The following is a 23,917-nucleotide window of genomic DNA, read 5'->3' as shown; positions in this document are numbered from 1 at the left end:
AGTTTATTGTGCATTTTTCCAAGTTTGTATATTTTTAAAAGTGGATTTAGTAATTCTAGCGCCACGATTAAAATTTGGAGGTACAGCGTAATTATGAATTGCAAAGGCTAAAACTCGATTGCCTGCATCGTACCAAACGGGTGCACCACTCATCCCTGCATACGTATCATTTTTATAAAAAATCCAATTAACGGCTTCCTTACGGATACTATCGAAACTGCCCCATTGCCCTAAAGGTTTATCCCCAGGATAGCCACTAATAATTGCAGGTAAACCTTGAGTACTAGCAAGTACTGCAAAACCTAGCCAACCTGTGGCATTACCTACTTGGCAATTCAACTTGATTGCACCATAGTCATATTCAGTTTTGCTGGATAAAGCCCAGCCCTCAGTCGTATATAACCTTTTAGCGCTACATTTACCATAAGGAGCTGTTGTACCATCATGCGCTGGATAAACTGTATAATCGCTTAAGGGATACCAAGTCTGCCCAATTCCGCGATGCACACAATGTCCTGCAGTGATGACGGTATCTGAGCCAGCCATCCAACCTGTACAGCGTGCCTGACCGATAGTAATCAAAGCCGTAGCACGATAAGGATAAGTTGCTGGTTTTAATTGTACCTTGGTATCTAAGCCAATGACTGTCCGTGTGCTAGTAAAGTTAGGTTCGACAGTATTGGCTACAGGTAATGACTCAGCTATACGTTGGATTTCAGTTAGCTCTGATAGCGTCGTGTCAACGCCTAATATGTTCAAATTGCTAGTACTACCAGTACCTACATAACCACTATCTATCAAATTGCTGCCTAAAACAGCTGGAGTGGGTATAGAACCATCACTGGAAACCGAGTCACTATCAGCGGCCAAGGTAGTAATAGGCCAGAGTGAAAGGGCTATTAGGAGCAAAGATTTTATATTATGCATGATAAAACTAGGTACTAAGGTAAGTAGAAGTTAAGCGGCATAATAGGTGATGTTTTGATTAAATGAAAGTTTGGGCGAATTCATTAAGTTTGCCAAAATAGTGAGGGTGCTGGAAGCTACTATCGAATACTTTGTGGCGTATACCTTGATACTCCGCTGCCATCTCAGCCCAAGGATGATTTTTCATCACAACATTCGTCGCAACCCCCCCGTGAAATTGATGAAAAGTTGCCTCACCCAATAACAAAATAGGATAAAAGTGTTCATCCTCATGAATACGATTGAAAAAATCCAAGTTAACTAGGCCGCCACCTTTACTAGTGAAAGCCTCATCAAAGCCACCTAGTCGTAGATAATCACTTTTTTTCATACAAAAACAATTACTTTCTGCAAATTTAGAAAAAAAACCGTTACCACTTGATAGTGCAGTGCTAGAAATAGTGAACAACTGATACCCATTAGCTCGCCAACCTATGGTATTCAACAACTGATCTTCAACCTGTTGGTTATAGCCTTCGGTCATACTGATATTTTGTGGCTTGCTGCCAAGATGCATGCTCATCGTGTAGATGAAGGGGTGCTCATGCAATTTGGCGGCTTGTAAGCTTAAGCTCAAAATATTCGGTGATAAGATGCGCGCACCATCAATGCAGCAAATGACTAATTCACCTCTAGCCATTTTAGTGGCTTGATTAAGTGCTTTGCAGGGCGACACTGAGTTCGTTTGTAAATAGTGATAATGGAAGTTCTCACCAAAAGAGCGCACGCTCTCAGCTTGTAGAGCTTGAGTAGAACCATTATCAATAGCTAGGACTTCGTAATCGCAGGCCTTAATATTTTGTTGGTAAGCGGTAGATAGGGAGTAGAGGGTACGCTCCGCTTCACGTGGCATGTTATAAAAGTTAACGATTACTGAGAGCTTGGGGCGATGTTTGAATAGTCTCATAAGACCCAATCAAAATAGATGTTTTGTAAGCGAGCATAGCAATCTAAATATTGTTGCTCTTTGATTGTAAAATTAGCGCTTTTCAACATCTCTGTTGTGGAGCGTAGCTGACTCTCAAAAAAAGGTTGTTCAACCAAGTTAGGCTGTAAATCTAAGACTTCACAAGCTTGTTGGAAGTTGTTTCGATAGGTGTTTGGGTCTACATCAAAGCAGAGTAGAGGAAAAGGTGACTGCTCCCAATGGGCCAGTAGTCGTTGATTGTAGCTGTACCATAAAGCGACCCCGGTCTCAATCGGTGTGCCATTGCGTTTGTTTAGTGATTGAGCAACAGCTATGGGGTGACGAAAGGTGCCGACATAATAAATAGGATAATGCTCCCTTAAACCTGCCAGCCAAAAATCCATGTTTATTAGAGTGCGTGGATCTTTAAAGCCCCAAGCCTGTGCAGTATTGGAGTTCAGTTCATGAATGATTCCATCACGTTGTTGCGCTTGAGATGAAGTCCATTGCACAGGTGATACAGGTGGCTGATCCCAACTACCGTGATTAGCTGCAAACAGGCTTTCGTTCAACTCCATAATCTTGGGGTTTTCACGATTACCCTTTAGATTATGCGGGTTCCATTCGTGTACTTGCCCTAGATATACACCTTGCTGTTGCAAGCTACCTGCAAGACAACTGGTTCCACTGCGGTGCATGCCTAAAATTAAGATACAAGGTTTTGCTGAGTTGGTTGACATAAGTTTTAGTGTTGAATCCAATGACTGAAGTCTCTGTTAAGGTACTGGCTAAGTGATTGAATAGGTGGAGTATAAAGATCGATGAGTGCTTGTTTCAAGCTAGGTCTAAGCTGATAGCCTTGCCCAGCAAACACTTTTGCGGATACCCACAGGCTTGCTAGCTGATCTGGAGTGAAATCAGCGACACCTAAATGCTTACAACACGAGGTTAAAACTTGCTTAGGCTCAGATTTAATTAAATCGTAATCCACTAACAACAAATTTTCTTTAGGATAAATAGAGGTCCACTGTCGAATAGAGTGTTCATAGTCGCCCCGTAAACGCGAGTTCTTAGAGTGAAAATGATCTAAGAACCATTGGTCACTGGCTTCATCCAGTTCCATCTGTGCTTTAGTCAAAAACATACAAGCAGCTGACCAAGCACGCTCAATGGGATTGCGTAAGCTGTAGATGAGTTTGAGTTCGGGTAGATGTTGATAAATAACCTGAATAGTTGTGATGGGTAAGAGAGCGTAAGAAGGCGTTATTTCTCCCTCTAAATAACCCACACGGTGAAAGAAATCTAAATAAGCTTGTACTGGAGCGTGTGGGTATTGTTTATCCCAATAGTGTAATTCTTTAGCTTCAGGCAAGTAGAGTTGCGGATGCTGACTCAGCATACTATGTAGCCAAGTTGTACCTGCTTTTTGTGCGCCAATACCAAGAAAAGCCAACATGAAATATTCCTGCGAAAACTCAATAAACTCTATACTATGCAGCATCCTAGCTTGCTAACGTCCTTGGTGGCTAGCATACAATTTTAAATGATAAAGTCGGAGATAGTTTTGTCGTGAATTCTAAGGTTAAGAGGCAGCAAAAGTCACAAGGCTTTACTCTAGTTGAGCTATTAGTGGCCTTGTTTGTCTTTTCCTTAATTTCTGCGTTTGCTTATCGTGCGGTAAATACCCTCGTGAAAACAGGGGATGCGATTGAGCTAGAAATGGTGGAGTTAACTCGTGTGCAACGGGCTATGCAAACGCTGGAGCGCGATTTGCGCCAAAAGTCAGTACAAGTGCTAGCTAGTACGGAAAGCACAGCAGTGGAACTAACGCCAGATAAGACCCAACTTGATCTCACTTTACTGGCTCATTCATCGGGAACTAATAAGCAAAGTTTAAAGCATATTCGCTATAGCCTAAAAAATCATTCACTTATCAGAGAAACTTGGAGAGATAATAAAGAACTCACCACTTCACCTGATGATAGTTCCGCTTTATTAACTAAAGTAAAGGCACTGGAAATAGCTGCTTTAGATCAAGCTGCGACTACTACCACTACTCCTTGGCCTGCATATTTTCAAGTTAAGCTAGAGCATGAGAATTTAGGTCTAATCACTAAAATAGTGTATTTTGGCATCAAACAAACTGATATAGATTTTAGCTCACTGAATGCTGAGCAAAAGCCTCCTCCATAATGAAAAACCGATTTTTCCTGTTTTTTCATTTAACTCTTTTACTGCTATTTAAGAATCTAAATGCTCAAGCTCGTTTACAAAGCCGCTAAACCCTATATTTATCCTAATCTCGCGAGAAAAATGCTTGGCGGAGTACTTGTAGAGGATGATTACTATTCAACGCAAACCTTCACTATAAAACATGCTTTTAAACCGGGCTGGTATATGCTGGAGCTACAAGTTAAGGGAGTCTTTTTTAGTGCTAATTTAGACCTGCGTTTTGATACCTCGCATAACATGCCCTTAGCAGTCCGGCCTAAAAATCTAATGAAGCGGATTGTTTATTTACCTAGAAATGCTAGCCAAGCTCATTTCACTCTAAGACTTTATGGTGAAGGAGTGATAAAGTTATTTAGGCTAATACCTATCAAAGAAAGCTTTGCGCAAGATCGCATGTTAAAGCGTTTGGTAGTTAGTGCTGCCGTTAATAAAGATCAATTAACTAAGAAATTATATGAACGTGCACATGCTAAAAAAATTGACTTTAACCAATTCGTTTTTTCAGCTTATAATCGCTTATTTTACAGCCTTGACGAAAATGACTATCATACTTGGATTGAGGATATTGAGTTTGAGTTAATTCGTAAGTTTAATTTAGAGGATAACTCTGTCAAAGTTGATCCAAACGATTATATCTGTGTAGTTGATCCTGAGTATACTTTATATAATAGTGCAAAAGATCTATTGATTAAATATTTAAATAAATATCCAGAAGCTATTCTAGTATATCCAGATGAAGACCAGTTAGATGAATATGGTAATCGCTCTAAACCTTGGTTTAAAACAGATTGGAATCCTGAGTTGTTTTTGAATCAAGACTATATTTCTAAGTGCTTTATCTGTAGAAAAACTTGGTATGAAGAAAATATAAAGTTTTTTGATAATTTAGGTGCTCAGCAAGCTTTAGCAAAATTACTACCATCTCTTGGAACCCAGCAAATTATTCACTTGCCTTTAGTGTTAGCCTATAAACATACAGAAGTTCACAAGAAAGCAGAACAACTAGAAAAGGCAGCAGCATTACTAAGGGCTGAGATTTTAAAATCAGTATTGCCTAGTATCAGCGAGTATAGTTGGGAGAATGACTCTTTGATCTTTGCATTTAAGATTCCTGAGCCAAGACCTCTAGTAAGTTTACTCATCCCTACTCGCGATGGTTTGAGTATTCTTCAGCCTTGTGTGGAAAGTATTTTGGAAAAGACCACTTACGAAAATTTCGAGATTCTTATTTTAGATAATCAAAGTCAAAAATCTGAGACGTTAACTTGGCTTAAAACCATCCAAAGTGATCCACGTGTTAAAGTCTTGCAGTATGATTATCCATTCAATTACTCAGCCATCAATAATTTTGGTGTGCAGCATGCGCAAGGCTCGATTATTGGTCTAATTAACAATGATGTGGAGGTAATTTCTGCAAATTGGTTGACTGAAATGGTCGCACATGCTTGCCGCGCAGAAGTCGGTTGCGTGGGGGCTAAACTGTATTATTCAAATGGCCAGATTCAGCATGCTGGGGTGATCTTAGGGTTAGGCCATGTAGCTGGGCATGCTCATCGTTTTGCGATTCGTGACTCGACAGGCTATTTCAACCGTCTTAAGCTGTTGCAGGGTTATTCCGCTGTGACTGGGGCTTGCCTCTTGGTACGCCGTGAGATTTATGAGCAAGTTGGTGGTTTGAATGAACAAGATCTGCCTGTGGCTTATAATGATGTGGATTTTTGTTTGAGGGTGCGGGCAGTTGGTTATAGGAATTTGTGGACACCGCACGCGGAGTTATATCATCACGAATCGGTGAGTCGTGGCGAGGATGATACACCTGAAAAGAAAGCACGCTTTGATAAGGAAGTCGCTTATATGCGTGCTACTTGGGGTAAAGAGCTTGATAATGATCCTTACTACAATCTCAATCTATCTAGACTGCGTGAAGATTTCTCATTACGCGAATTTGTCTAATTATTACTGAACTGACTTATTTTGGAGTTGGATTGAGTGGCTCGTTTCCCTATTGAAAATGGTTATCTTTTTGTACATATCCCTAAAACAGCCGGTACCAGTTTTCGAGACTCCTTGGAGGAAATTTTTGGAGATGGTTTGTATTGTGACTATGGCTCTGATATAGCGACTAGTCCTATAGTTAGTGATTATATTCAAAACCGTCAAGCCTTCTATGAGTTTGGTAGTTTTCTTTCAGAGCAGTATAAACCGGTTTGTTTATCTGGACATTATTCTGTAAAAAAATATGCTCCTTTTTTCTATATCAAAAATATTATGCTGTTTCTACGTAATCCTGTTCAGCGAGTTATTTCGAACTATGAGCATATGCGTAGGGTCGATGGTATCACTGAGTCTTTAGAGTCCTTTTGTTGTAATCCTTTATATATGAATCTTCAGTCTAGGAGTCTTGGGCGAGTACCGTTTAATTTAATTGGCTTTGTCGGCCTACAGGAGTACTATCGAGAATCTTTACAGTTGTTAGGTTCACAAAATGGTCTACAAATTAAAGAGTCGTTCTTAAATATTAATAAACAACGCGCTGCGGAAAAGTATAAGTTAGATGACGAGTTAATGGGGCTTATTAGAGGGCATAATCAAAAAGATTTACTTTTGTATAAAAAAATTAAAAAAATGTTTTTACAGCGTTATGAAATCTATGTAACAGATAGAAAATATGTACATGGTGCTATTATCGAAAAGACTAAATACAAAATTGCAGGTTGGGCGATCAATCAGAATAGTGAGTTACCTGTAGAGCTAGTTATTTATGTTGATGGTAAAGAAGTGGGGCAAGTGATTGCTAATCAGTATCGTCCTGAACTAAAGGCCTGGAATGTAGGGCGGCAAGCTTATATTGGCTTTGAGTTAGGCTTTGAAGTGCCATTAACTCGTGACAGTATCGTAGAGTGTATAGTGGTGGATAATGGGCAGGAGCTATTTAATCCCTTTGTTTGATTAGTCTTGATTAATATTAAACTAAGAGGTGACAGTGAAAATTGCCTTTATTGCATGTAATCGTAATGCAAAGCTCTTTAGGACAGATCCTTCTTATATCTATCGTTGTGAAAATTTAGGTCTGGAGCTTACTAGACAAGGTCATCAAGTTAGCTTTTGTCATATAACTGATTCTTTATTCTTAAATAAATTTGATTTCGTGGTTTTTCATCGCCCAAGAAACTTATGGCGTATACATTTTTTAGTAGTTTCTTTGCGTTTACGTGGAGTAAAAATCTGGGCTGATTTTGATGATTTGATCTTTGATACAAGTTTTGCTGAGTTTAGCCCGGGAGTCGTCAACCAAATTAATACTCTAGGAAAAACTATAAAAACTTATCAATCTCATGCAAACACTTTAAGTCTGTTCGATGGATTCACAGTTTCAACAAAGCCGCTTAAAGCCCACTTATTAAATTTGCAAATTAACAAACCAATAAAGGTGTTGCCCAATGCACCACACTTCTCATGGGAACATAATCTAGCCGCGTTCCGTACTACAAAGCTAGATTTTTCGGCTCCAGTACTTACCTATCTACCCGGCACTCGCAGCCATGATAAGGATTTCAAATTAGTTGCAGATCAGCTAACCACTTTTCTTCGTTCAAATAAAAAAGTAAGCCTAGAAATCACTGGCCCACTCAGTTTTCAGTTAGCTGAAGATGTAGCAAGGCAGGTTAGGCATTATGACAAGCTTAAATTTTCAAAGTTTCATGAGCGCTTTGAGTCTACATGGCTTAATTTAGCGCCATTAGAAGATACACCGTTCAATCGGTGTAAATCAGCACTTAAAGTGCTTGAGGCAGGTTTCTGGGGTAAGCCGACGGTTTGTTCTGTTATCCCAGATGTTTTACGTTATACAAATGCTGGAGCACTCTGTCTAGAGACTCCAGAGGATCTTTGTACTAAACTCAACTTATTGTTAAAGCCAGACGACTATCTTGAACATGCTCAAAATTTGCAGAGTGAAGTTCTAAAGGTAAGCAATATTGCACAAGTAACAGCAAGTTTTTTAGAATTGATCGAAAGTAATTAGTTTTTTAATGGGCTAGTTTAGCTTTAATTGCAGTACATTGAATTTGGGGTGTTTCCAATGCGAGCTGAGTTAAAAAAAAATATTTTGTGTTTGTTCATGGTGACTTTTTTATTAAGTGCTTGTAAAGAGGAAATTGATCAAGGTATCGATAATCTTTTTGAAGATAAAAATTATTCTGCAGATATTAATTGGCCATCTAGCCAAAATAGTAATTGCCCCATATGGAAGGCAGGTGAAACAGTCAACGTCAGTGCTTCAATTGTTTTGCCAAGTAACTGTACGTATAATCAAGTCACTTTTAAGATTACTAAACCAAATATAGAATTTGATTGTAATGGTAGTGTCTTGAATGGCCTAAAACAGATAGGTCGACATAGATTTGGTGATACTTACTCAGCTAGTGAAGCGCCGCGTGCGATTGCTTTCCAAATTTCCTCAGCAGAAGCTAGTAGTACACGCGTACAGAATGTCTCTATACGCAATTGCCAAATCATTAATTATATACACGGTGTTGATGTTAAATATGAGTTAAAGACAACAACTATTGCTGGTTTAAGGCAAGGTTTGGTGTCTGAAGATGTGTTGCGTCGCCAAGCACCTACTAATGTTAAAGTTATCAACTCAAAAATTATTAACTCGCATGGTACAGGTATTTATATTTACAGATATGTTAGTAATTTTCAACTTGAAAATTCAAGTTTAAAGGGTTCAGGTGGCTCAGGTATATATTTAGATGCAGGCACTGAGTTAGCTAACATTAATTACAGTATCATTGAGGGTAATGGTTTCTCTACTTATGACGAAACTACAAGGATTCGATCAGCACGCAGAAGTGATGAGGCTAAGCGAGAGGGTATCGCTATTGATGGATCAACGCAAAACACTATAGAGAGTAACTCTTTCAAAGATAATGCGGATGGTGGTATTTATTTATATAAAAATTGCTGGGAAAATTATACAAATACTAAAGAATGGCCGCGACTAAATGGCTCTAACGATAATATCATAGCCAAAAATAGTTTTTTTAATGAAACAGTGGGTGTTTGGATTGCCGAGCGTGCTGATCGTGATTTAGCTAGTTTTAATTGTGGAGATCCTTTAGCTTTACAAGAGGGTTCAAAGAAATTTTATATTGACTATGCTAATGCTACGTCAGTTATAAAAAATAAATTTGATCTTAATCAAACTGCAATAAAGGTTATGGATAATAACTCGGTTATTGAGGGTAATACATTTTCTAGAATAGATGGCTATGATATTGATGTAGGTTCACGAGTTAGGGCAAAAATTGGTAATGCAATATCTAGTACTAATATAGGATCTAATACTTTTAGTAAGATTAATAGTGTTCGCTTTCAATATGATTCTCAATAATATAATGGCAGTGTATTATTATATTAAAGCTAAGTATCTTAGGAAAAAAGGCTGTTATAGTTATTTAGTGCTCAAATTATTTTTTCGAGCTTTTGAGTTGGAAAAAAACAAAAACTATTTACTTGGTTACCTTAAGTACCAGCGTGATTTGGGGCTTTTAATTAATATTGAATTAGTCGAGGAGATTATTTTTTTTTGGAGTCAATTTAATAAAAAGGAGCAAATGTTTATATCTGCTCTTTTGTTAGAAAATCATGCTAAGCACTTGGTTCCAAGTGATTTCGCATATGATGCCATTAATCAAATACCTGCGGCTTTAACCTTTAAGAATAGTTTATCTCTATCTCAGCAACAGCAATACTTGCTCAGTATTTATAATCAGCAAAACCTTTGGCGGTTTCAATTAGCAAAGGCCCTGCAGCAACATGCGCGAGGAAAAGGGATTTGCATTGTTGGTAACGCAGGTAATATGAGTTGCTCTGCCTTAGGCCATGCCATTGATGCTGCTGGTTTTATTGTACGTTTTAATGCGTTTAAGTCTGGCGGTGAATTTATAATAGATTTGGGTAAACAATGCAATCTGTGGTGTGTTACTCCGAGTTTTAAACCTAGCGTTCTTCATACTCTGGATTGGCTACTCGTAACGGGTCCAGAAATGCAATATCAATTGGTAGATTGGAGTGCTTTTTATCCTTTTTGTAAGGCACAAGTCCCGATTTTAACCATACCGTTGGAGGTATGGCGTCAATTGGTTAGTGAGTTACAAGCACCACCTAGTGCAGGTCTTAGTGTATTGGCATTTTTCTACTGGTTACTGGACTCATGGATAGGAGTTTCTGTAGCAGGATTCGGGGCGTTAAGCGAAATTGAAACTAATTATCACTATATGAGTGCTAAAAATAAAGCGTCTCAGAGGCATAATTGGGAAGGTGAAAAACGCATACTAAGGCGTTGGTTGAGAGAAGGGTTAACCTCCTTACACAATTGACAGGGGCTTAGTTAGGATGTCACAGCCAGTTCTGGTCTGTTCAAAAAAAATTTATCTGCATTTTGGCTTGTCCGCTTTTGTGGATATGTCAATTGTGTATAGCTCTGAAATGAGTTTTGAGTCTCAAGCCCAAGCCGTTCTTGCCTGGGGACGCAAACCCAGTGCTGCTAAAGCTGAGCAATTAGCTCAAGGCTTGAGTTTACCCGTCTGGCGTTTAGAGGATGGTTTTATTCATTCACTAGGACAAGGTGTACTTGGGGCTAATTCATATTCCTTAGTTGTTGATAAAAAAGGTATTTATTACGATGCCACGCAAGCTTCTGATCTAGAGGATTTGCTCGCTTATGATCCCCAGCAACAGCTACTTAATAGCGAGTTATTAACAAGAGCTGAGCAGTTAATTCAAGCTATCACTAGCCATCGAGTCTCTAAGTACAATAATGCACCGCTAGATATCTCATCACTGAATTTGCCAACGGGTAAAAAAGTGCTAGTGGTTGATCAAACCGCTGGTGACATGTCGCTTAAATATGGACTAGTTCAGGCTGATAGCGCTGAGCAAATGTTAGCGGCTGCTTTGGCTGAATACCCTGATGCACATATTTTATTAAAAATTCATCCCGATGTACTGGCAGGTAAGAAACGAGGGTGTTTCCCCAAAGACTTTCAGCATCCACGCGTGCATTGTATTAGTCAGCCGATTAACCCGCTGAGTTTATTAGCTGAAGTGGAGCAGGTGTATGTTTTAACTTCACAGCTTGGCTTTGAAGCCTTGATGCTGGGTAAGTCTGTCACTTGTTTTGGTGTGCCGTTTTATGCAGGTTGGGGTCTGACGGATGATCGGGCTGATCCTAGTTTGCCTGTGTTTCAACGGCGTAAGCGCAGCCGTTCAGTTATTGAGGTATTCGCAGCAGCTTATTTGTTGTATTCCCGTTATCTTGATCCAGAACGTGGTATCCGGTGTGAGCTAGAGCGAGTGGTGGAGTATATCGCTCTACAAAATCATTATTCTTTGCTCAATGCTGGGGCTTTATATGGATTTGGCTTTACGTTTTGGAAGCGTAATTATATTAAGCGCTTTTTATATGCGCCACGTAATCAACTGAAGTTTGTTTGGAAAAAATCAAAGGCTCTAGAGGGCGGCTTTAATAACAATTCTCGCTTAGTCGTTTGGGGAGAACGTGTTGCTAATGAAGTCAATGAGCTATCCGTGGAAACAGGGGTTCCGGTTTGGCGCGTTGAAGACGGATTCATTCGCTCGGTAGGCTTGGGTTCAGATTATACGCCACCTTTGTCTTTAGTAGTTGACCAACGTGGCGTCTATTACGACCCACATCACCCCAGTGATTTAGAAAATTACCTTGAAAATAGTGAGTTTTCCCCTAAATTGCTGGAACGTGCGTCCCTTTTGCGCAACAGACTGTTGCAAAATCGACTCAGCAAGTACAATCTTGGAGCAGAGTCAGTGGTGGATGCAATTAAGGCAGCTCAAGGTCAGCGAGTTATCTTAGTACCAGGTCAAGTTGAAGATGATGTTTCGATTCGTAAAGGTTGTGTGGATATTGCGGATAATGCCGCTTTATTAAAAGCGGTGAGAGCTGCAAAGCCAGATGCTTATATTATTTATAAGCCTCATCCTGATGTTGTAAGTGGAAATCGTAAAGGTAAAGTTGAGCCAATTATTCTTAAACAATACAGCGACTTAGTACTTGAGGATGCAAGTATTCCTGATTGTTTAGATGCAGTAGACGAAGTACACACGATGACCTCTTTGGTTGGTTTTGAAGGGTTGTTGCGTGGCAGGCACGTAGCTTGTTACGGTTTACCCTTTTATGCCGGTTGGGGACTTACTACTGATAGACATCGAGTGACGCGGCGTACTCGGCACTTAACCCTCGATCAACTCGTTGCTGCGACCTTAATTTTGTATCCACGCTACATCAATTGGCAAACTGGGGCTTTCACCACGCCTGAGTATGCAGTTGAACTCTTACATCGCCAATTGCAGGAGCAGGGCGGTCAACAGAAAAATAAAGTGAATTGGTTATATCGCCAAGCGCAAAAAGTGGTGCATGTTTATCGTGGGGTTTTCAAGTTCAGGTATTAACCCTGTAGAATGCGCCCTTGGCCTATCCTCCTGATTTTTTAGACTGTGACAATTGTGAGCAATAAAAAAACGACTTCTCAAGCCTGCATGCATGAAAAAATAGCGATTGTAGGTATAGCTTGCCGCTTACCGGGGGGCATTGCATCTTTAGATGACTATTGGCAAGTTTTAAGTCAAGGACAAGATGTTGTCACAGAAATTAGCACTGAACGCTTTGGTACTGAGTTCTTCCAGCATCCTAACCGTAAAGAAGCTGGTAAAAGTGTTACTTTTTCTGCTGGAGTGTTAGAGGATGTAGAGCATTTTGATGCGGCGTTTTTTGGCATTTCACCGCGTGAAGCTGAGCAAATGGATCCCCAGCAACGTTTGTTGTTGGAGTTAGCTTGGGAGGCTTTAGAAAACGGTGGGCAAATTCCTGATAAGTTAGCTGGTTCCGATTGTGCTGTCTATGTGGGGATTGCGAGTACCGATTATTTGAATCGGCGGGTCGATGATCCGGCCTCGATGGATGCTTATACTATGACCGGCAATACCGCTAGCATTGCATCCAACCGTATTTCTTATATTTTGGATTTACATGGTCCTAGCGTTTCAGTAGATACCGCTTGCTCCTCTTCTCTCGTTGCAGTCCATCAAGCTTGCCAAGCGATTCGTAGTGGTGAAGCAAGCATGGCGATTGCGGGTGGTGTGAATATGCTATTGCACCCCTTTGCGTTTGTGGGCTTTTCACAAGCATCAATGCTCTCAACCCGGGGTCGTTGCCGAACCTTTGATGCAAGTGGTGATGGTTATGTGCGTGCAGAAGGTGCTGCGGTTTTATTCTTAAAGCCCCTAGCACGAGCTGAAGCCGATGGCGATCCAATTCATGCGGTGATCATCAATTCAGGGATTAATGCAGATGGTAAAACCAATGGTATTACCGTACCCAGCTATAACCAACAAGGTAAATTATTACGTAAGGTCTATAGCGCTTCTGGGGTGGATGTCAACGACCTTGTGTATTTAGAAGCACATGGTACAGGCACGTCTGTCGGTGATCCGATTGAGACGCGGGCGATTGGTGAGGTGCTTGGGCAGGCGCGTCATCCGAATAATCCTTTATTAATTGGTTCTGCAAAAAGTAATCTGGGTCATTTAGAAACAGCTTCCGGAATGGCTGGTTTACTTAAAGCCGTGCTGACCTTAGAAAAGCAGGCTTTGCCGCCGTCGATTCATGTTGAAACCTTTAATCCCAAAATCGATTTTGAGCGCTTAAATCTAAAGGTGGTGACTGAGCTTACGCCTTTAAAAGCCACTGAGCGCCGTCAATTAGTGGGTATTAACTCGTTTGGTTTTGGTGGAGCTAATGCGCATGTTTTGATCGAGTCGTATAAACCTAAGTTGGACTCAAGCCTTACTAACACACAGACTCTTGCTCCTCAGCTTTCACCTTTATTCTTATCTGCTCGGGGTGATCCAGCTTTAAGAGCGATGGCGACACAGTATGCAGAGTTGTTAGCCGATGCGTCGATCTCTTATCAGGATCTAGCTTGGAGTTTGGCCAAACATCGGGCGCATCTGCCACAGGGTTTAGTCCTTGCTCCCCCTACTCGTGCTGATGCGATTCAGACATTGCAGCAGTATGCCGAGGGTAAGAAAAACTTAGAGCATCTCATTGAAGGACGCTTATTAGCCAAAGATACCCCTTTAGCCTTAGTTTTTTCCGGTAATGGCTCACAATGGCAAGGTATGGGGGCTGTCTTATTTGAGCAGGATGTTGTGTTTCGTGCAGCGATTGAAGAGGTTGAGCAGCTATTAGCGCCTTATGTGGATTATTCACTGATTGCGGAATTTAAGGCGAGTCCAGAACACTCACGTTTACATCTGACTGAAATTGCTCAGCCTTTACTTTTCGCCCTACAAGTGGGTTTAGTGCGTGTAATCCAAGCTGCAGGCGTTAAGATTGATGCAACTCTAGGCCATAGTGTAGGTGAAGTAGCCGCTGCTTGGGCAGCTGGTGCTTTATCTTTAGAGCAGGCGGTACGCGTGATTTATGAGCGTAGTCTTGCTCAAGGCAAAACACGTGGTCAAGGCCGGATGGCAGCGGCGAGTTTAGGCTTAACAGCGATGCAGGCCAAACTTAAAGTTTTAGGGTTGCAAGATAAAGTGGAAATTGCGGGCGTGAATAGCCCACATGCAGTGACTTTATCCGCGCGCTTAGCGGATCTTGAGACACTCAAAGCTGTATTTGAGCAGGATAAGGTTTTCTTCCGCATTCTTGATCTAGATTATGCCTTCCATAGTCATTGGATGGATAGTACGCAAGCGGATTTATTGGCTGCTTTAGAGGGTTTGCAGCCACTCAATGCTGAGACTGGTGTTCAGTTTATCTCGACGGTTTACGGGCGTGTGATGGCCGGTTCGGAACTGACAGCAAATTATTGGTGGCATAATATTCGCCAGCCTGTGGTGTTTGAAGCGGGTATGAATGTCCTGCTTGACAGTGGTGTCAAAGCTTTCCTTGAAGTAGGTCCTCATCCGATCTTACGTTCTTACATTAAAGAATGTATGTCTGCTAAATCAGTCGAAGGGGTGAGTTTAGGCAGTGATCAGCGCCATGCTGAACAAGCTTCCACCGCTAAAAAAGCTGCTTATAGTGCTTGGTTAGCAGGTGCTGAGTTAGATTTAGCTAAAATCTTCCCTGAGGCTGGGCGCTTTATTCAATTGCCTAATTATCCGTGGCAACGCGAGCGTTATTGGTATCCACTAACGAACGAAGGGCCGAACTTAGTAAATCGACAACGTATTCATCCGCTTTTGGGGTATCGCTTAAAAGATGCGGAGGCTACGTGGGAGAATCAACTCGATACCGCTAAATTACCTTATTTGGCGGATCATATAGTGGATGGTGCGGTGATTGTTCCTGCCGCCGCTTATGTAGAAATGGCTTTAGCTGCTTCCGCACAATGGCAACAACATCTGAGCCACACGCTAGAGAATTTTGAAATCCACGCACCCATTATGCTGGAAGAAGGCATGATGAAGCATTTGCGTTTGACGCTACAGACGGCTGACGGCAGTTTCACGATTACGAGTCGTGATCGCCTCAGTGATAACCCGTGGACGGTGAATGTAGTTGGGCGTTTAACGGGGCCTGTGTTAAAAGAGGCTAGTGAACTCACTCCTTTAGATTGGAGTTTAAAGGCGCAGACTGCGATTACAGCGCAAGAGCATTATCAATTAACCGAAGCGGTTGGTTTAAGCTATCGGGAGGCTTTCCAAGGTGTCAAGCAAGTTTGGGTTAAAGATCATACTGCGTTAGCGGAACTACAGATTCCTGAGCGTATTGAAGCGACTTTTGCTAAACATTTATTGCATCCTGCGTTATTGGATGCGGGCTTCCAAGTCTTGGTGGATATTTTTCGCCAAGCGATTCAGCAAGGCCAGTTTGTGGCACTCATTCCGATTCAAATTGCTAAGCTCAATTTGTTTCAGGCTTCGGCTCGTGTAAACGCGCTGCAAATTAAGCTTAAAAAGCAAAGCCCCCGCTCAGTACTTGCTGATTTTGTGCTCTGGGATGAGCAAGGCAAAGTCGTTGCTGAGTTAATTAACTGTCGCTTTCGTGCTGTACAGTTTGCGCGGTCACGTCAAACTGAGCCTGAACTCTATGAGTTTATTAAAATTCCTAAGCCCTTAGTTACTCGTAGTGATCTAGCGCCTGCTATTAACATTAAGCCACTAGTTCAAGCGGCTGAACAAGCTTTAGAGGCTCAAGAAACTAATTTGCAGCGGCATAAGCATTTCGCACAGATCGCACCGCTATTTGAGGTTTTAGCAACCGCTTTTGTTTGGGAGGCTTTACAGCCCTTGTTTGCGGCTTATGCTGAACCAGTTTCGATACAAGCTCTGCAAGTTGATCATGCTATTGTTGCTGAGCAACTGCCTTTGTTGCAAAGGTTATTAAGTTTATTAGAGGAAGATGGTTTAGCGGAGCACATCACAGATACTTGGCAGTTGGTGGATGAAGCTGAGCTACCCGCCGCACAAGATATTTGGCTAGCCATTTTAGGTGATTCACCCGCACATGTTCCTGAGTTAGTTCTGTTAGGGCGTTGTGGTGAACATTTATTGGAGGTTCTGCAAGGTAAAGTTGAGCCTGCGAGTTTATTACAGCCCGCAAAAAGCAGTAGCTATGAGCATTGGCTGGATAGCTCGCCCAGTTTCCGGGCTAGCAATTTAATCTTAGCGTCTATGCTAAAGCAATTGGCTCATGATTGGCCAACCGCACAGCGTTTAAGAATACTAGAGCTATCCGGTGATCGTGCTGCTTTAACACAGATGGTCTTGCCGATATTACCGAGAGCACAGGTCGACTATTTCTTTACGGATGCTGATGTGAGTAAAGTGGCTCAAGCGAGTGAAGAGTTTAGGCGGTTTTCAGGTTTCACGGCGAGCCTACTAAGCCCTGAGTTTAACAGTGAGCAAGCAGCCAATTTAGTTCAGCATGGGAAGTTCGATGTCGTAGTATGTGCCCAAGCCTTGGAAAATTGGGGGGATCTTGATCAATTCTTACCACGGTTAGCGCAGCTAGCTAAGCCTAACGCCTTAGTCTTGTTTGCCCAAGCACAATCCAGCCGTTTCCTCGATTTGACTCAAGGCTTAGAGCCTAGTTGGTGGTTGCCCAGCGCAGATGAAACGGGACAGCATTTTGTAGCCCGTTTACATACCGCTCAAGAATGGCAAGCTTTGCTAGCCAAGCATCGTTTTGATCAAACTCGGATTAGTTTCGAGCCGAGTGACCAAGATGATGAGTCTGGCGCTTTTATCGTGGCTGCTCAACTCAATGCAGAGCTTGCTGCGCATAAGCCTACTATGGTTAGCCAGTCTTGGTTAATTTTAGCGGATGAATTAGGTTATTCAGCCGATTTAGCCAGCGCACTACAAGATACCCTTTTGAGTTATGCGCAGCAGGTGACGGTGCAGACGGAGTTCACTCTAACCAACCATTTTGACCATATCATTCATTTACAAGGCTTATGTTTCAACGAGCCTGCCGATTTATTGGCTTTGCAAGAACAGCGCTGTATTAGCAGTTTGGGTTTGGTTCAAGCTTTGGATAAAGTAGCGAGTGCGCCGCAACTATGGTTAGTGACGGCGGGCGCGATGGAAGCTACCCAGCCTGCACAAGCACCGCTGTGGGGCTTGGGTCGAGTGTTGATGAATGAACATCCTGATCTCAAAGTCAAACTCATTGATTTACAAAAGAGTCCAAGCCCGCTTGAAGCTGCTAAGTTACTAGTTCAAGAGTATCTCTTCCCTGATGCAGAAGATGAGATTTTAGTCTCAACGACACAGCGTCAAGCCTTACGGTTACATCCAACCAACTTACTGCTCGATAAGCAAACAACGCCAGCAGTGGCTTTGGATTTCACTTCCCCCGGCTTATTAAAGCATTTGTATTGGCGAGCTTTGCCAGAACAAGTGTTGCAAGCGGATGAAATCGAGATTCTACCTAAAGCCACGGGTTTGAACTTCCGTGATGTCATGTACGCGATGGGTTTACTCTCGGATGAAGCCGTAGAGAATGGCTTTGCAGGTGCATCTTTAGGCATGGAGTTGTCTGGGATCGTACAGCGTGTAGGTGCTAGTGTCACCGATTTCAAAGTGGGCGACGCAGTGATTGGTTTTGCACCTGCCTGTTTTAGTACCCGTGTGATTACGCGCACGACAGCAGTGGCACATAAACCCGTTACTTGGACTGATGAAGAGGCCGCTACTGTTCCGACCACCTTCTTCACCGTTTACTACGCTTTGCAACATTTGGCACAGTTAGAGCCGGGCGAGCGTATTCTGATTCATGGTGCGTCAGGTGGGGTTGGCTTAGCGGCGATTCAATATGCACGCTACAAGGGTGCTGAGGTATTTGCAACAGCAGGTACGGATGAAAAACGTGATTTTGTGCGCCTAATGGGTGCAGATCATGTCTTGGATTCGCGTAGCCTTAAATTCGCTGAAGATGTCATGTGTTTGAGCCAAGGGCAGGGCGTGGATGTTGTGCTGAACTCGATTTCGGGTGAGGCTATCAACCGTAACTTGAGTATCTTGCGTCCCTTCGGTCGTTTCTTGGAGTTGGGTAAACGCGATTTCTATGAAAACAGCAAGATTGGTTTACGTCCTTTCCGCAATAATATTGCTTATTTTGGGATTGATGCGGATCAATTATTAATAGAGCGGCCGCAATTAGCAGGAGGCTTATTCCAAGAAATGATGGGTTTATTCCAAGCGGGTGTACTGCGACCTTTGCCGCATCGCGTCTTTCCTGCACAACGCATCCAAGAAGCTTTCCGGTATATGCAGCAGTCACGGCAAATTGGCAAAGTGATTGTGTCCTTTGAAGGCGAGCAATTGCAGCCAAGCTTCCCAGCTAAAGCAGAGGGCAGCTTAGAATTAGCAGCAGAGGCTAGTTATCTAGTTACCGGTGGTTTAAGTGGTTTTGGTCTCAAAACAGCGGCTTGGCTAGCTGACAAGGGTGCAAAGACGCTGATTCTCTTGAGCCGTAGTGGTCAAGCTGCTGTAGAAGATCAAGAGACTCTAAAACAGTTAGAGGCTGCAGGGATTGAACTGGTGACTTATGCCTGTAATGTGACCGATAAGTCTGCTTTAGCAGAGGTATTCACTGATATTCAAGCGAAGCTACCGCCGCTGCGTGGGATTGTTCACGCAGCGATGGTCTTGGATGATGGGATCGTGCGTCATATGAGTGCAGATAGTTTCCGTCAAGTGATTGCGCCGAAGATGTTGGGTGCTTGGAATTTGCATGAACTCACTCAAGACTTAGCCTTAGATTTCTTTGTTTTATATTCATCGATTACCACTTATTTGGGTAATCCAGGGCAAGCCAATTATGTAGCAGCCAATCTCTTCTTAGAGTCTTTAGCTGAATACCGACGTAAACAGGGATTAGCAGCTAGTTTCGCTGCTTGGGGGCCGATTGCGGATGCGGGTTATCTGACCCGCAATGAAGCGGTGAAAGATGCTTTGCAAAGTCGTTTAGGGGGCGCTGCGATTACCACTGCTCAAGCCTTAAGTGTTTTAGAGCAACTACTGCAAAGTGAGCAAGCAGGCGTGGCAGTCGTAAATTGGGATTGGAGTGCCTTACAGCGTGTTATGTCGAATGCTCGCGCGGCTAAGTTTACTGAGTTACAACGTTCAGTAGCGACCCATGATGAGGGTGAGCAAGCCAAGGACATCCATGAGCTGATTACTGGTTTAAGCCCTGAGGCAACCCAGCAATTAGTGACGGAGATGCTACTGGCAGAGGTTGGGCATATTCTACGCCTACCGGCTGATAAGCTCTCAGCCGATAAGTCAGTTTTTGATTTAGGTATGGATTCTTTGATGGGCATGGAATTAGTGCTCGCGATTGAGGAGCGTTTTAAAGTACGCTTACCGGTAATGGCGTTGACTGAGGGTGCAACTGTTAGTCGGATTGCGGAGAAAATCGTCGCCCACTTACATCCACAGGAGTCGGTAGCTGCACCGACTGAGCAAGAACTGCAAAAACAATCGATTGCAGCCGTTGTAAAAAAACATGGCTCGGATATGACAGATGCTGAGCTAGCACAATTAGCTGCCCATTTATCGGCAGAAGAGGCGAGGAATTAAGCCATGACAGGTCGGAATTTATTTGGTCTGAGCGATCAGATTAAAGAACGGCTAGCCAATGAAATGCTAGAGCGACATCGGAAGAAACTCGACAAAATCGCTCAAGACGGCTATCCGAACAAAAAGAAATTATTCCGCCGCGACGAAATTCCTGAAGCCTTTTATCGGTTTGATCAAATGCCCGGTTACCAACAGATTCGCGTCATTGAGCAAGGTGGTAAGCAGCTTGGTATTGATAGTCCTTTCTTTAAAACCCATGATCAAGTTGCACGTTCCACAACATTTATCGAAGGCAAGGAATATATCAACTTTGCCAGTTACAATTATTTGGATCTCTGTGGTCATCCTAGTGTGAATCAAGCAGCGATGGAGGCGATTCAGCGTTATGGTACCTCGGCTTCTGCGAGTCGCATGGTATCGGGCGAGCGTGCGGTGCAACAAGAATTAGAACAGGGTTTAGCCAAGCTATACGAAGTCGATGATTGTATGGTTTTTGTCAGCGGTCATGCGACGAATGTCACGACTATTGGCTATTTATTTGGGCCGCGCGATCTCATTCTGCATGATTCACTGATTCATAATAGCGCCTTGCAGGGTGCACAACTGTCGGGGGCTAAGCGTATTCCTTTCCCACATAATGATTGGCAAGCCGTTGATGATATTCTTAGCCAGCAGCGCAAAGATTTTGAGCGGGTGTTGATTGTGGTCGAGGGCATCTACAGTATGGATGGTGACTTCCCTGATTTGCCACGCTTTATTGAGATCAAACGCCGCCACAAAGCCTTCTTAATGGTGGATGAGGCGCATTCTTTAGGCATCATGGGCGCAACCGGACGTGGTATTCGTGAACATTTTGGCGTGGTGGGTAAAGAGGTTGATATCTGGATGGGGACGCTCAGTAAAACCTTATCCGGTTGTGGAGGTTATATTGCAGGTGAAAAAGCACTCGTGCATCATTTAAGAATTTCTGCACCCGGTTTTTTATATAGTGTTGGCATGTCGCCCCCTTTAGCCGCGGCTTCAAGCGCTTCACTTAAAGTTATGTTGGCTGAGCCAGAGCGTGTGCAGCAGCTTCAAAACAATGGACGCTTTTTTTTAGAGCTGTGTAAAAAACATCAAATCGATACGGGTTATAGTGCAGGTTTAGCGGTAGTCCCTGCAATTTTAGGTAGCTCTGCCCGTGCTGGTTTAGTCGCGAATCGGATGTTTGATCGTGGTATTAATGTGCAGCCGATTTTCTATCCAGCCGTGGAGGAAGGTATGGCTCGGCTACGTTTCTTCATTAGTTCCAGTCATACAGCAGAACAAATTCAATACACAGTCGAAACCTTGGCTGAAGTAATGGCTAAAAAATAGTGAGCCTACGCCGCCGAGTGGTTTTGTGTACTTATCCAAGCGTTTACTCAGAAGTCGTGTTGCATGAGCTCTTAAAAGCGCCTGACATTGAGCTAGTGGCTGTACTGAGTTCTACGCGAGTGCTGAATAAATCCGATTCAAGGCTGCGTGCTAGTATTCGACAGATAAAACTCTCTGGTATTCGCTATGCTGCTTATTTGTTTGCTATCACCAGTTTATATACAGGCTTGCGTTGGTTATTCCATAAACCAAGCTTCAAGCAGCAGTTGGCAGCAAGACATATTATTTGTTTAGAAACGGCTGATATTAACTCAACTGAGAGCATTGCGTTCCTGAATAATCTGCAGCCGGATGTTTTGTTATCAGCGCATTTTAATCAACTAATTAAGCCTGAAGTTTTAAACTTACCAAGTTTAGCCTGTCTGAATATTCACCCCTCCTTACTGCCAGCATTTAAAGGCGTAGATCCGTCCTTTTATGCTTTACTTAGGCAAGCCCGTGAAACGGGTGCGACCGTACATTTACAAAATGAGCAGTTTGATCAGGGGGCTATTTTAGAGCAAAGTAAGTTAAGGGTTCGCCCAGCCGATACCTTGTTTAGCCTGAATTTAAAGCTATTTAAACTAGGGGCTTTAGCAGCGGTTAGGCAGATTGCTCATTTGACTGCGGATACAGTCGCTATACCACAAGCATCTGTCGGGCGCTATGATTCTTGGCCAAATCCTTTAGATACTAAGCAGTTTCGTCAGCAGCGTCGATATTTTCGCTGGCGCGAATATTTAGCTTTTATTCGCTACAGCCAGACCAGCTCCAATCAGTAAATCAAGCCCTAATTGCTCAATAGATAAGTTTTTTTGTATAGTAGGATTATGATTTACTTGATTATGCCAAATTAAATAATCACTACGCCCATCTTGCCAATTAAGTGCTTGATAAACTGCAGGCATACTCGGAAGATGATCACCATACCAACACAACCAAGTCTTTTCTGCTTGATTTTTAAGGCTAGCAGTTAGATTTAATACCATACGATCTGCATTGCTTAAATGCTTTAAATAAATAGTTAAATCATGATGCTGCTTCGGTGGCTTATTGCAATAGAGTTTTTCCACATCAGTTGCCGTATAGTTTTCTAGATGTAAAGGCCCATGATTTTCCATGGTAATAGCAAAAATGAATAAGGGTTGCTGCTCAGTTTTTTGCTTAAGTAGGGTTTGGATTTTTTCAGAAACAGCTTGGTCACTAATATAAGGACCAGCAGTTTGGCTAGAGTCAAATCCATGAATATCAATAAACTCATCAAAGCCAATCAGGGGAAATACTTTGTCACGTTTAAAAAATGCCGCATGATTAGGATGAATACAAATACAGCGATACCCTAAGCTCTTGAGATAACTTACTATACTTATAGAGGGGGTTTTTTGTAAAAATTGATAAGGGTTGAATTGGTAGTAACTCAGTTCTTGATTATTAATGCCACTCAAAAAAGCGTATTCAGAGCGCAAAGTATTAGCACCCCAAGCGGGTACGTTTAATTTACCATGTTGCATAGAGATCGTTTTGATCTGATCAAAAAACTGAAGCACTTCAGGTGTAATGCTTGCACTGAGTGGGCGTGGGTCAAAAAAGGATTCACTTTGAATCACCACAATGTTCGGACGTTCAGCAGGCGATTGAATGGCTAGCTTATAGGGCGACTGCTTATCCAGATAAGCTTTAAAATTATCTAGATTGGGCTTTTGCAGAGCTTGGATCAAATAAATAGCTAAGCTATTGAAAAAGCCAAGTTCTTTAATATCCTTAACTGGTTGAAAATTTAGCTTTACCTTCAAGGCTGTTTTTATCATGAAATCAAGTAGCGCTAACAGTATTCCAAGTGCTATCAGATTAATTATTATATTATAAGCTTTTAAAGAGGACTCTAAAATTGCAGCTAGGTAAAAGAGTGATAAGCCAAGAGCGATTGCTATTAAAGTGAGCGGAATATTTAAAAAAGGTAGAAATAGTCTAGGATGTGTAAAGACCTGTAAATAAAGATAAATGTCTGAGAATACTAGTGGTTCTTTTAAAGCTTTGAATTTAGCTTGATTCACGACTAAAAAAACTGCAAAAACAGCCAAGGTAATGATGCAAGATAAAAAAGGTCGGTGGCTAAGCACTAAGGCAAGAATAAAAACCACACTGACTAGGCTCGTTTGCAAGAAGAGCAGTTTGGGTGATCTATGGTTGGGGCGTAAGTCTTTTGCGACAAAATAGACCTGCGTTTGTTGTACTAACACCCCAGTGAGTACATAGGCTACCAAAAGACTGAGCATAGCA

Annotated in this window: 15 protein-coding genes; 10 read left to right on the top strand and 5 right to left on the bottom strand. The window is 42.3% G+C overall.

Annotation, left to right across the window (positions count from 1 at the left end; all coding sequences use genetic code 11):
- Positions 1-3 precede the first annotated feature (3 nt).
- From Q0307_RS15180 to Q0307_RS15165, 4 genes are read right to left on the bottom strand one after another with little or no spacing between them, the layout of a single operon-like run.
- Complete coding sequence (locus tag Q0307_RS15180) at positions 4-927, bottom strand: trypsin-like peptidase domain-containing protein (RefSeq protein ID WP_298661667.1); 924 nt, start codon at positions 925-927, stop codon at positions 4-6.
- Positions 928-985: 58 nt separating this feature from the next.
- A complete protein-coding gene (locus tag Q0307_RS15175) occupies positions 986-1,873 on the bottom strand; it encodes a glycosyltransferase family 2 protein (RefSeq protein ID WP_298661666.1) in 888 nt (295 codons plus the stop codon).
- On the bottom strand, positions 1,870-2,613 hold the full coding sequence (locus Q0307_RS15170; protein WP_298661665.1) for a hypothetical protein: 744 nt from the start codon (positions 2,611-2,613) through the stop codon (positions 1,870-1,872). Before Q0307_RS15170 ends, Q0307_RS15175 begins: the two co-directional genes overlap by 4 nt.
- A gap of 5 nt (positions 2,614-2,618) precedes the next feature.
- On the bottom strand, positions 2,619-3,329 hold the full coding sequence (locus Q0307_RS15165) for a sulfotransferase (RefSeq protein ID WP_298661664.1): 711 nt from the start codon (positions 3,327-3,329) through the stop codon (positions 2,619-2,621).
- Between the two features lie 113 nt (positions 3,330-3,442).
- Here Q0307_RS15165 and Q0307_RS15160 point away from each other — a divergent pair, with 113 nt between their 5' ends.
- The 10 genes from Q0307_RS15160 to Q0307_RS15115 are packed head-to-tail and all read left to right on the top strand — an operon-like array spanning position 3,443 to position 22,419.
- On the top strand, positions 3,443-4,066 hold the full coding sequence (locus Q0307_RS15160; RefSeq protein ID WP_298661663.1) for a type II secretion system protein J: 624 nt from the start codon (positions 3,443-3,445) through the stop codon (positions 4,064-4,066).
- 60 nt (positions 4,067-4,126) lie between these two features.
- A complete protein-coding gene (locus Q0307_RS15155) occupies positions 4,127-6,058 on the top strand; it encodes a glycosyltransferase family 2 protein (protein WP_298661662.1) in 1,932 nt (643 codons plus the stop codon).
- Between the two features lie 36 nt (positions 6,059-6,094).
- Positions 6,095-7,054 (top strand): sulfotransferase family 2 domain-containing protein, encoded by a 960-nt coding sequence (locus Q0307_RS15150; protein WP_298661661.1) that lies wholly within the window; start codon positions 6,095-6,097, stop codon positions 7,052-7,054.
- Between the two features lie 34 nt (positions 7,055-7,088).
- Positions 7,089-8,129, top strand: coding sequence for a glycosyltransferase (locus Q0307_RS15145; RefSeq protein WP_298661660.1), 1,041 nt, complete (start codon positions 7,089-7,091; stop codon positions 8,127-8,129).
- A 57-nt stretch (positions 8,130-8,186) separates the two neighbouring features.
- Positions 8,187-9,503: a right-handed parallel beta-helix repeat-containing protein gene (locus tag Q0307_RS15140; protein ID WP_298661659.1), complete on the top strand. Its 1,317-nt coding sequence runs from the start codon at positions 8,187-8,189 to the stop codon at positions 9,501-9,503.
- Positions 9,475-10,491: a glycosyltransferase family 29 protein gene (locus Q0307_RS15135; RefSeq protein ID WP_298661658.1), complete on the top strand. Its 1,017-nt coding sequence runs from the start codon at positions 9,475-9,477 to the stop codon at positions 10,489-10,491. The genes Q0307_RS15140 and Q0307_RS15135 overlap by 29 nt, the downstream gene beginning before the upstream one ends.
- Positions 10,492-10,507: 16 nt before the next feature.
- On the top strand, positions 10,508-12,598 hold the full coding sequence (locus Q0307_RS15130) for a capsular polysaccharide biosynthesis protein (protein ID WP_298661657.1): 2,091 nt from the start codon (positions 10,508-10,510) through the stop codon (positions 12,596-12,598).
- Between the two features lie 54 nt (positions 12,599-12,652).
- Entirely contained in the window at positions 12,653-20,242 is a 7,590-nt protein-coding gene (locus Q0307_RS15125; protein ID WP_298661656.1) for a type I polyketide synthase, read from the top strand.
- A gap of 3 nt (positions 20,243-20,245) precedes the next feature.
- Entirely contained in the window at positions 20,246-21,598 is a 1,353-nt protein-coding gene (locus Q0307_RS15120; protein ID WP_298661655.1) for an aminotransferase class I/II-fold pyridoxal phosphate-dependent enzyme, read from the top strand.
- A complete protein-coding gene (locus Q0307_RS15115; protein ID WP_298661654.1) occupies positions 21,598-22,419 on the top strand; it encodes a formyltransferase family protein in 822 nt (273 codons plus the stop codon). Before Q0307_RS15120 ends, Q0307_RS15115 begins: the two co-directional genes overlap by 1 nt.
- On the opposite strand, the gene Q0307_RS15110 is transcribed toward Q0307_RS15115, so the two are convergent.
- Positions 22,378-23,913 carry an LTA synthase family protein gene (locus Q0307_RS15110; protein ID WP_298661653.1) on the bottom strand — a complete coding sequence of 512 codons (1,536 nt, stop codon included), beginning with the start codon at positions 23,911-23,913 and terminating at the stop codon, positions 22,378-22,380. The genes Q0307_RS15115 and Q0307_RS15110 overlap by 42 nt on opposite strands.
- Positions 23,914-23,917: the final 4 nt, after the last annotated feature.

The organism is uncultured Thiothrix sp., from assembly GCF_937873765.1.
In the GTDB taxonomy this organism is placed as follows: Bacteria; Pseudomonadota; Gammaproteobacteria; order Thiotrichales; family Thiotrichaceae; genus Thiolinea.
The sequence above is the reverse complement of the archived record's forward strand: the minus strand, read 5'-3'. Positions and strand labels throughout refer to the sequence as shown.

Bases quoted from the DNA above. Each gene is read 5' to 3' on its own strand.
- Q0307_RS15130 (WP_298661657.1), top strand. From the start codon at position 10,508: ATGTCACAGCCAGTTCTGGTCTGTTCAAAAAAAATTTATCTGCATTTT.
- Q0307_RS15140 (WP_298661659.1), top strand. From the start codon at position 8,187: ATGCGAGCTGAGTTAAAAAAAAATATTTTGTGTTTGTTCATGGTGACT.
- Q0307_RS15110 (WP_298661653.1), bottom strand. From the start codon at position 23,913: ATGCTCAGTCTTTTGGTAGCCTATGTACTCACTGGGGTGTTAGTACAA.
- Q0307_RS15155 (WP_298661662.1), top strand. From the start codon at position 4,127: ATGCTCAAGCTCGTTTACAAAGCCGCTAAACCCTATATTTATCCTAAT.
- Q0307_RS15120 (WP_298661655.1), top strand. From the start codon at position 20,246: ATGACAGGTCGGAATTTATTTGGTCTGAGCGATCAGATTAAAGAACGG.
- Q0307_RS15170 (WP_298661665.1), bottom strand. From the start codon at position 2,613: ATGTCAACCAACTCAGCAAAACCTTGTATCTTAATTTTAGGCATGCAC.
- Q0307_RS15165 (WP_298661664.1), bottom strand. From the start codon at position 3,329: ATGTTGGCTTTTCTTGGTATTGGCGCACAAAAAGCAGGTACAACTTGG.
- Q0307_RS15180 (WP_298661667.1), bottom strand. From the start codon at position 927: ATGCATAATATAAAATCTTTGCTCCTAATAGCCCTTTCACTCTGGCCT.
- Q0307_RS15175 (WP_298661666.1), bottom strand. From the start codon at position 1,873: ATGAGACTATTCAAACATCGCCCCAAGCTCTCAGTAATCGTTAACTTT.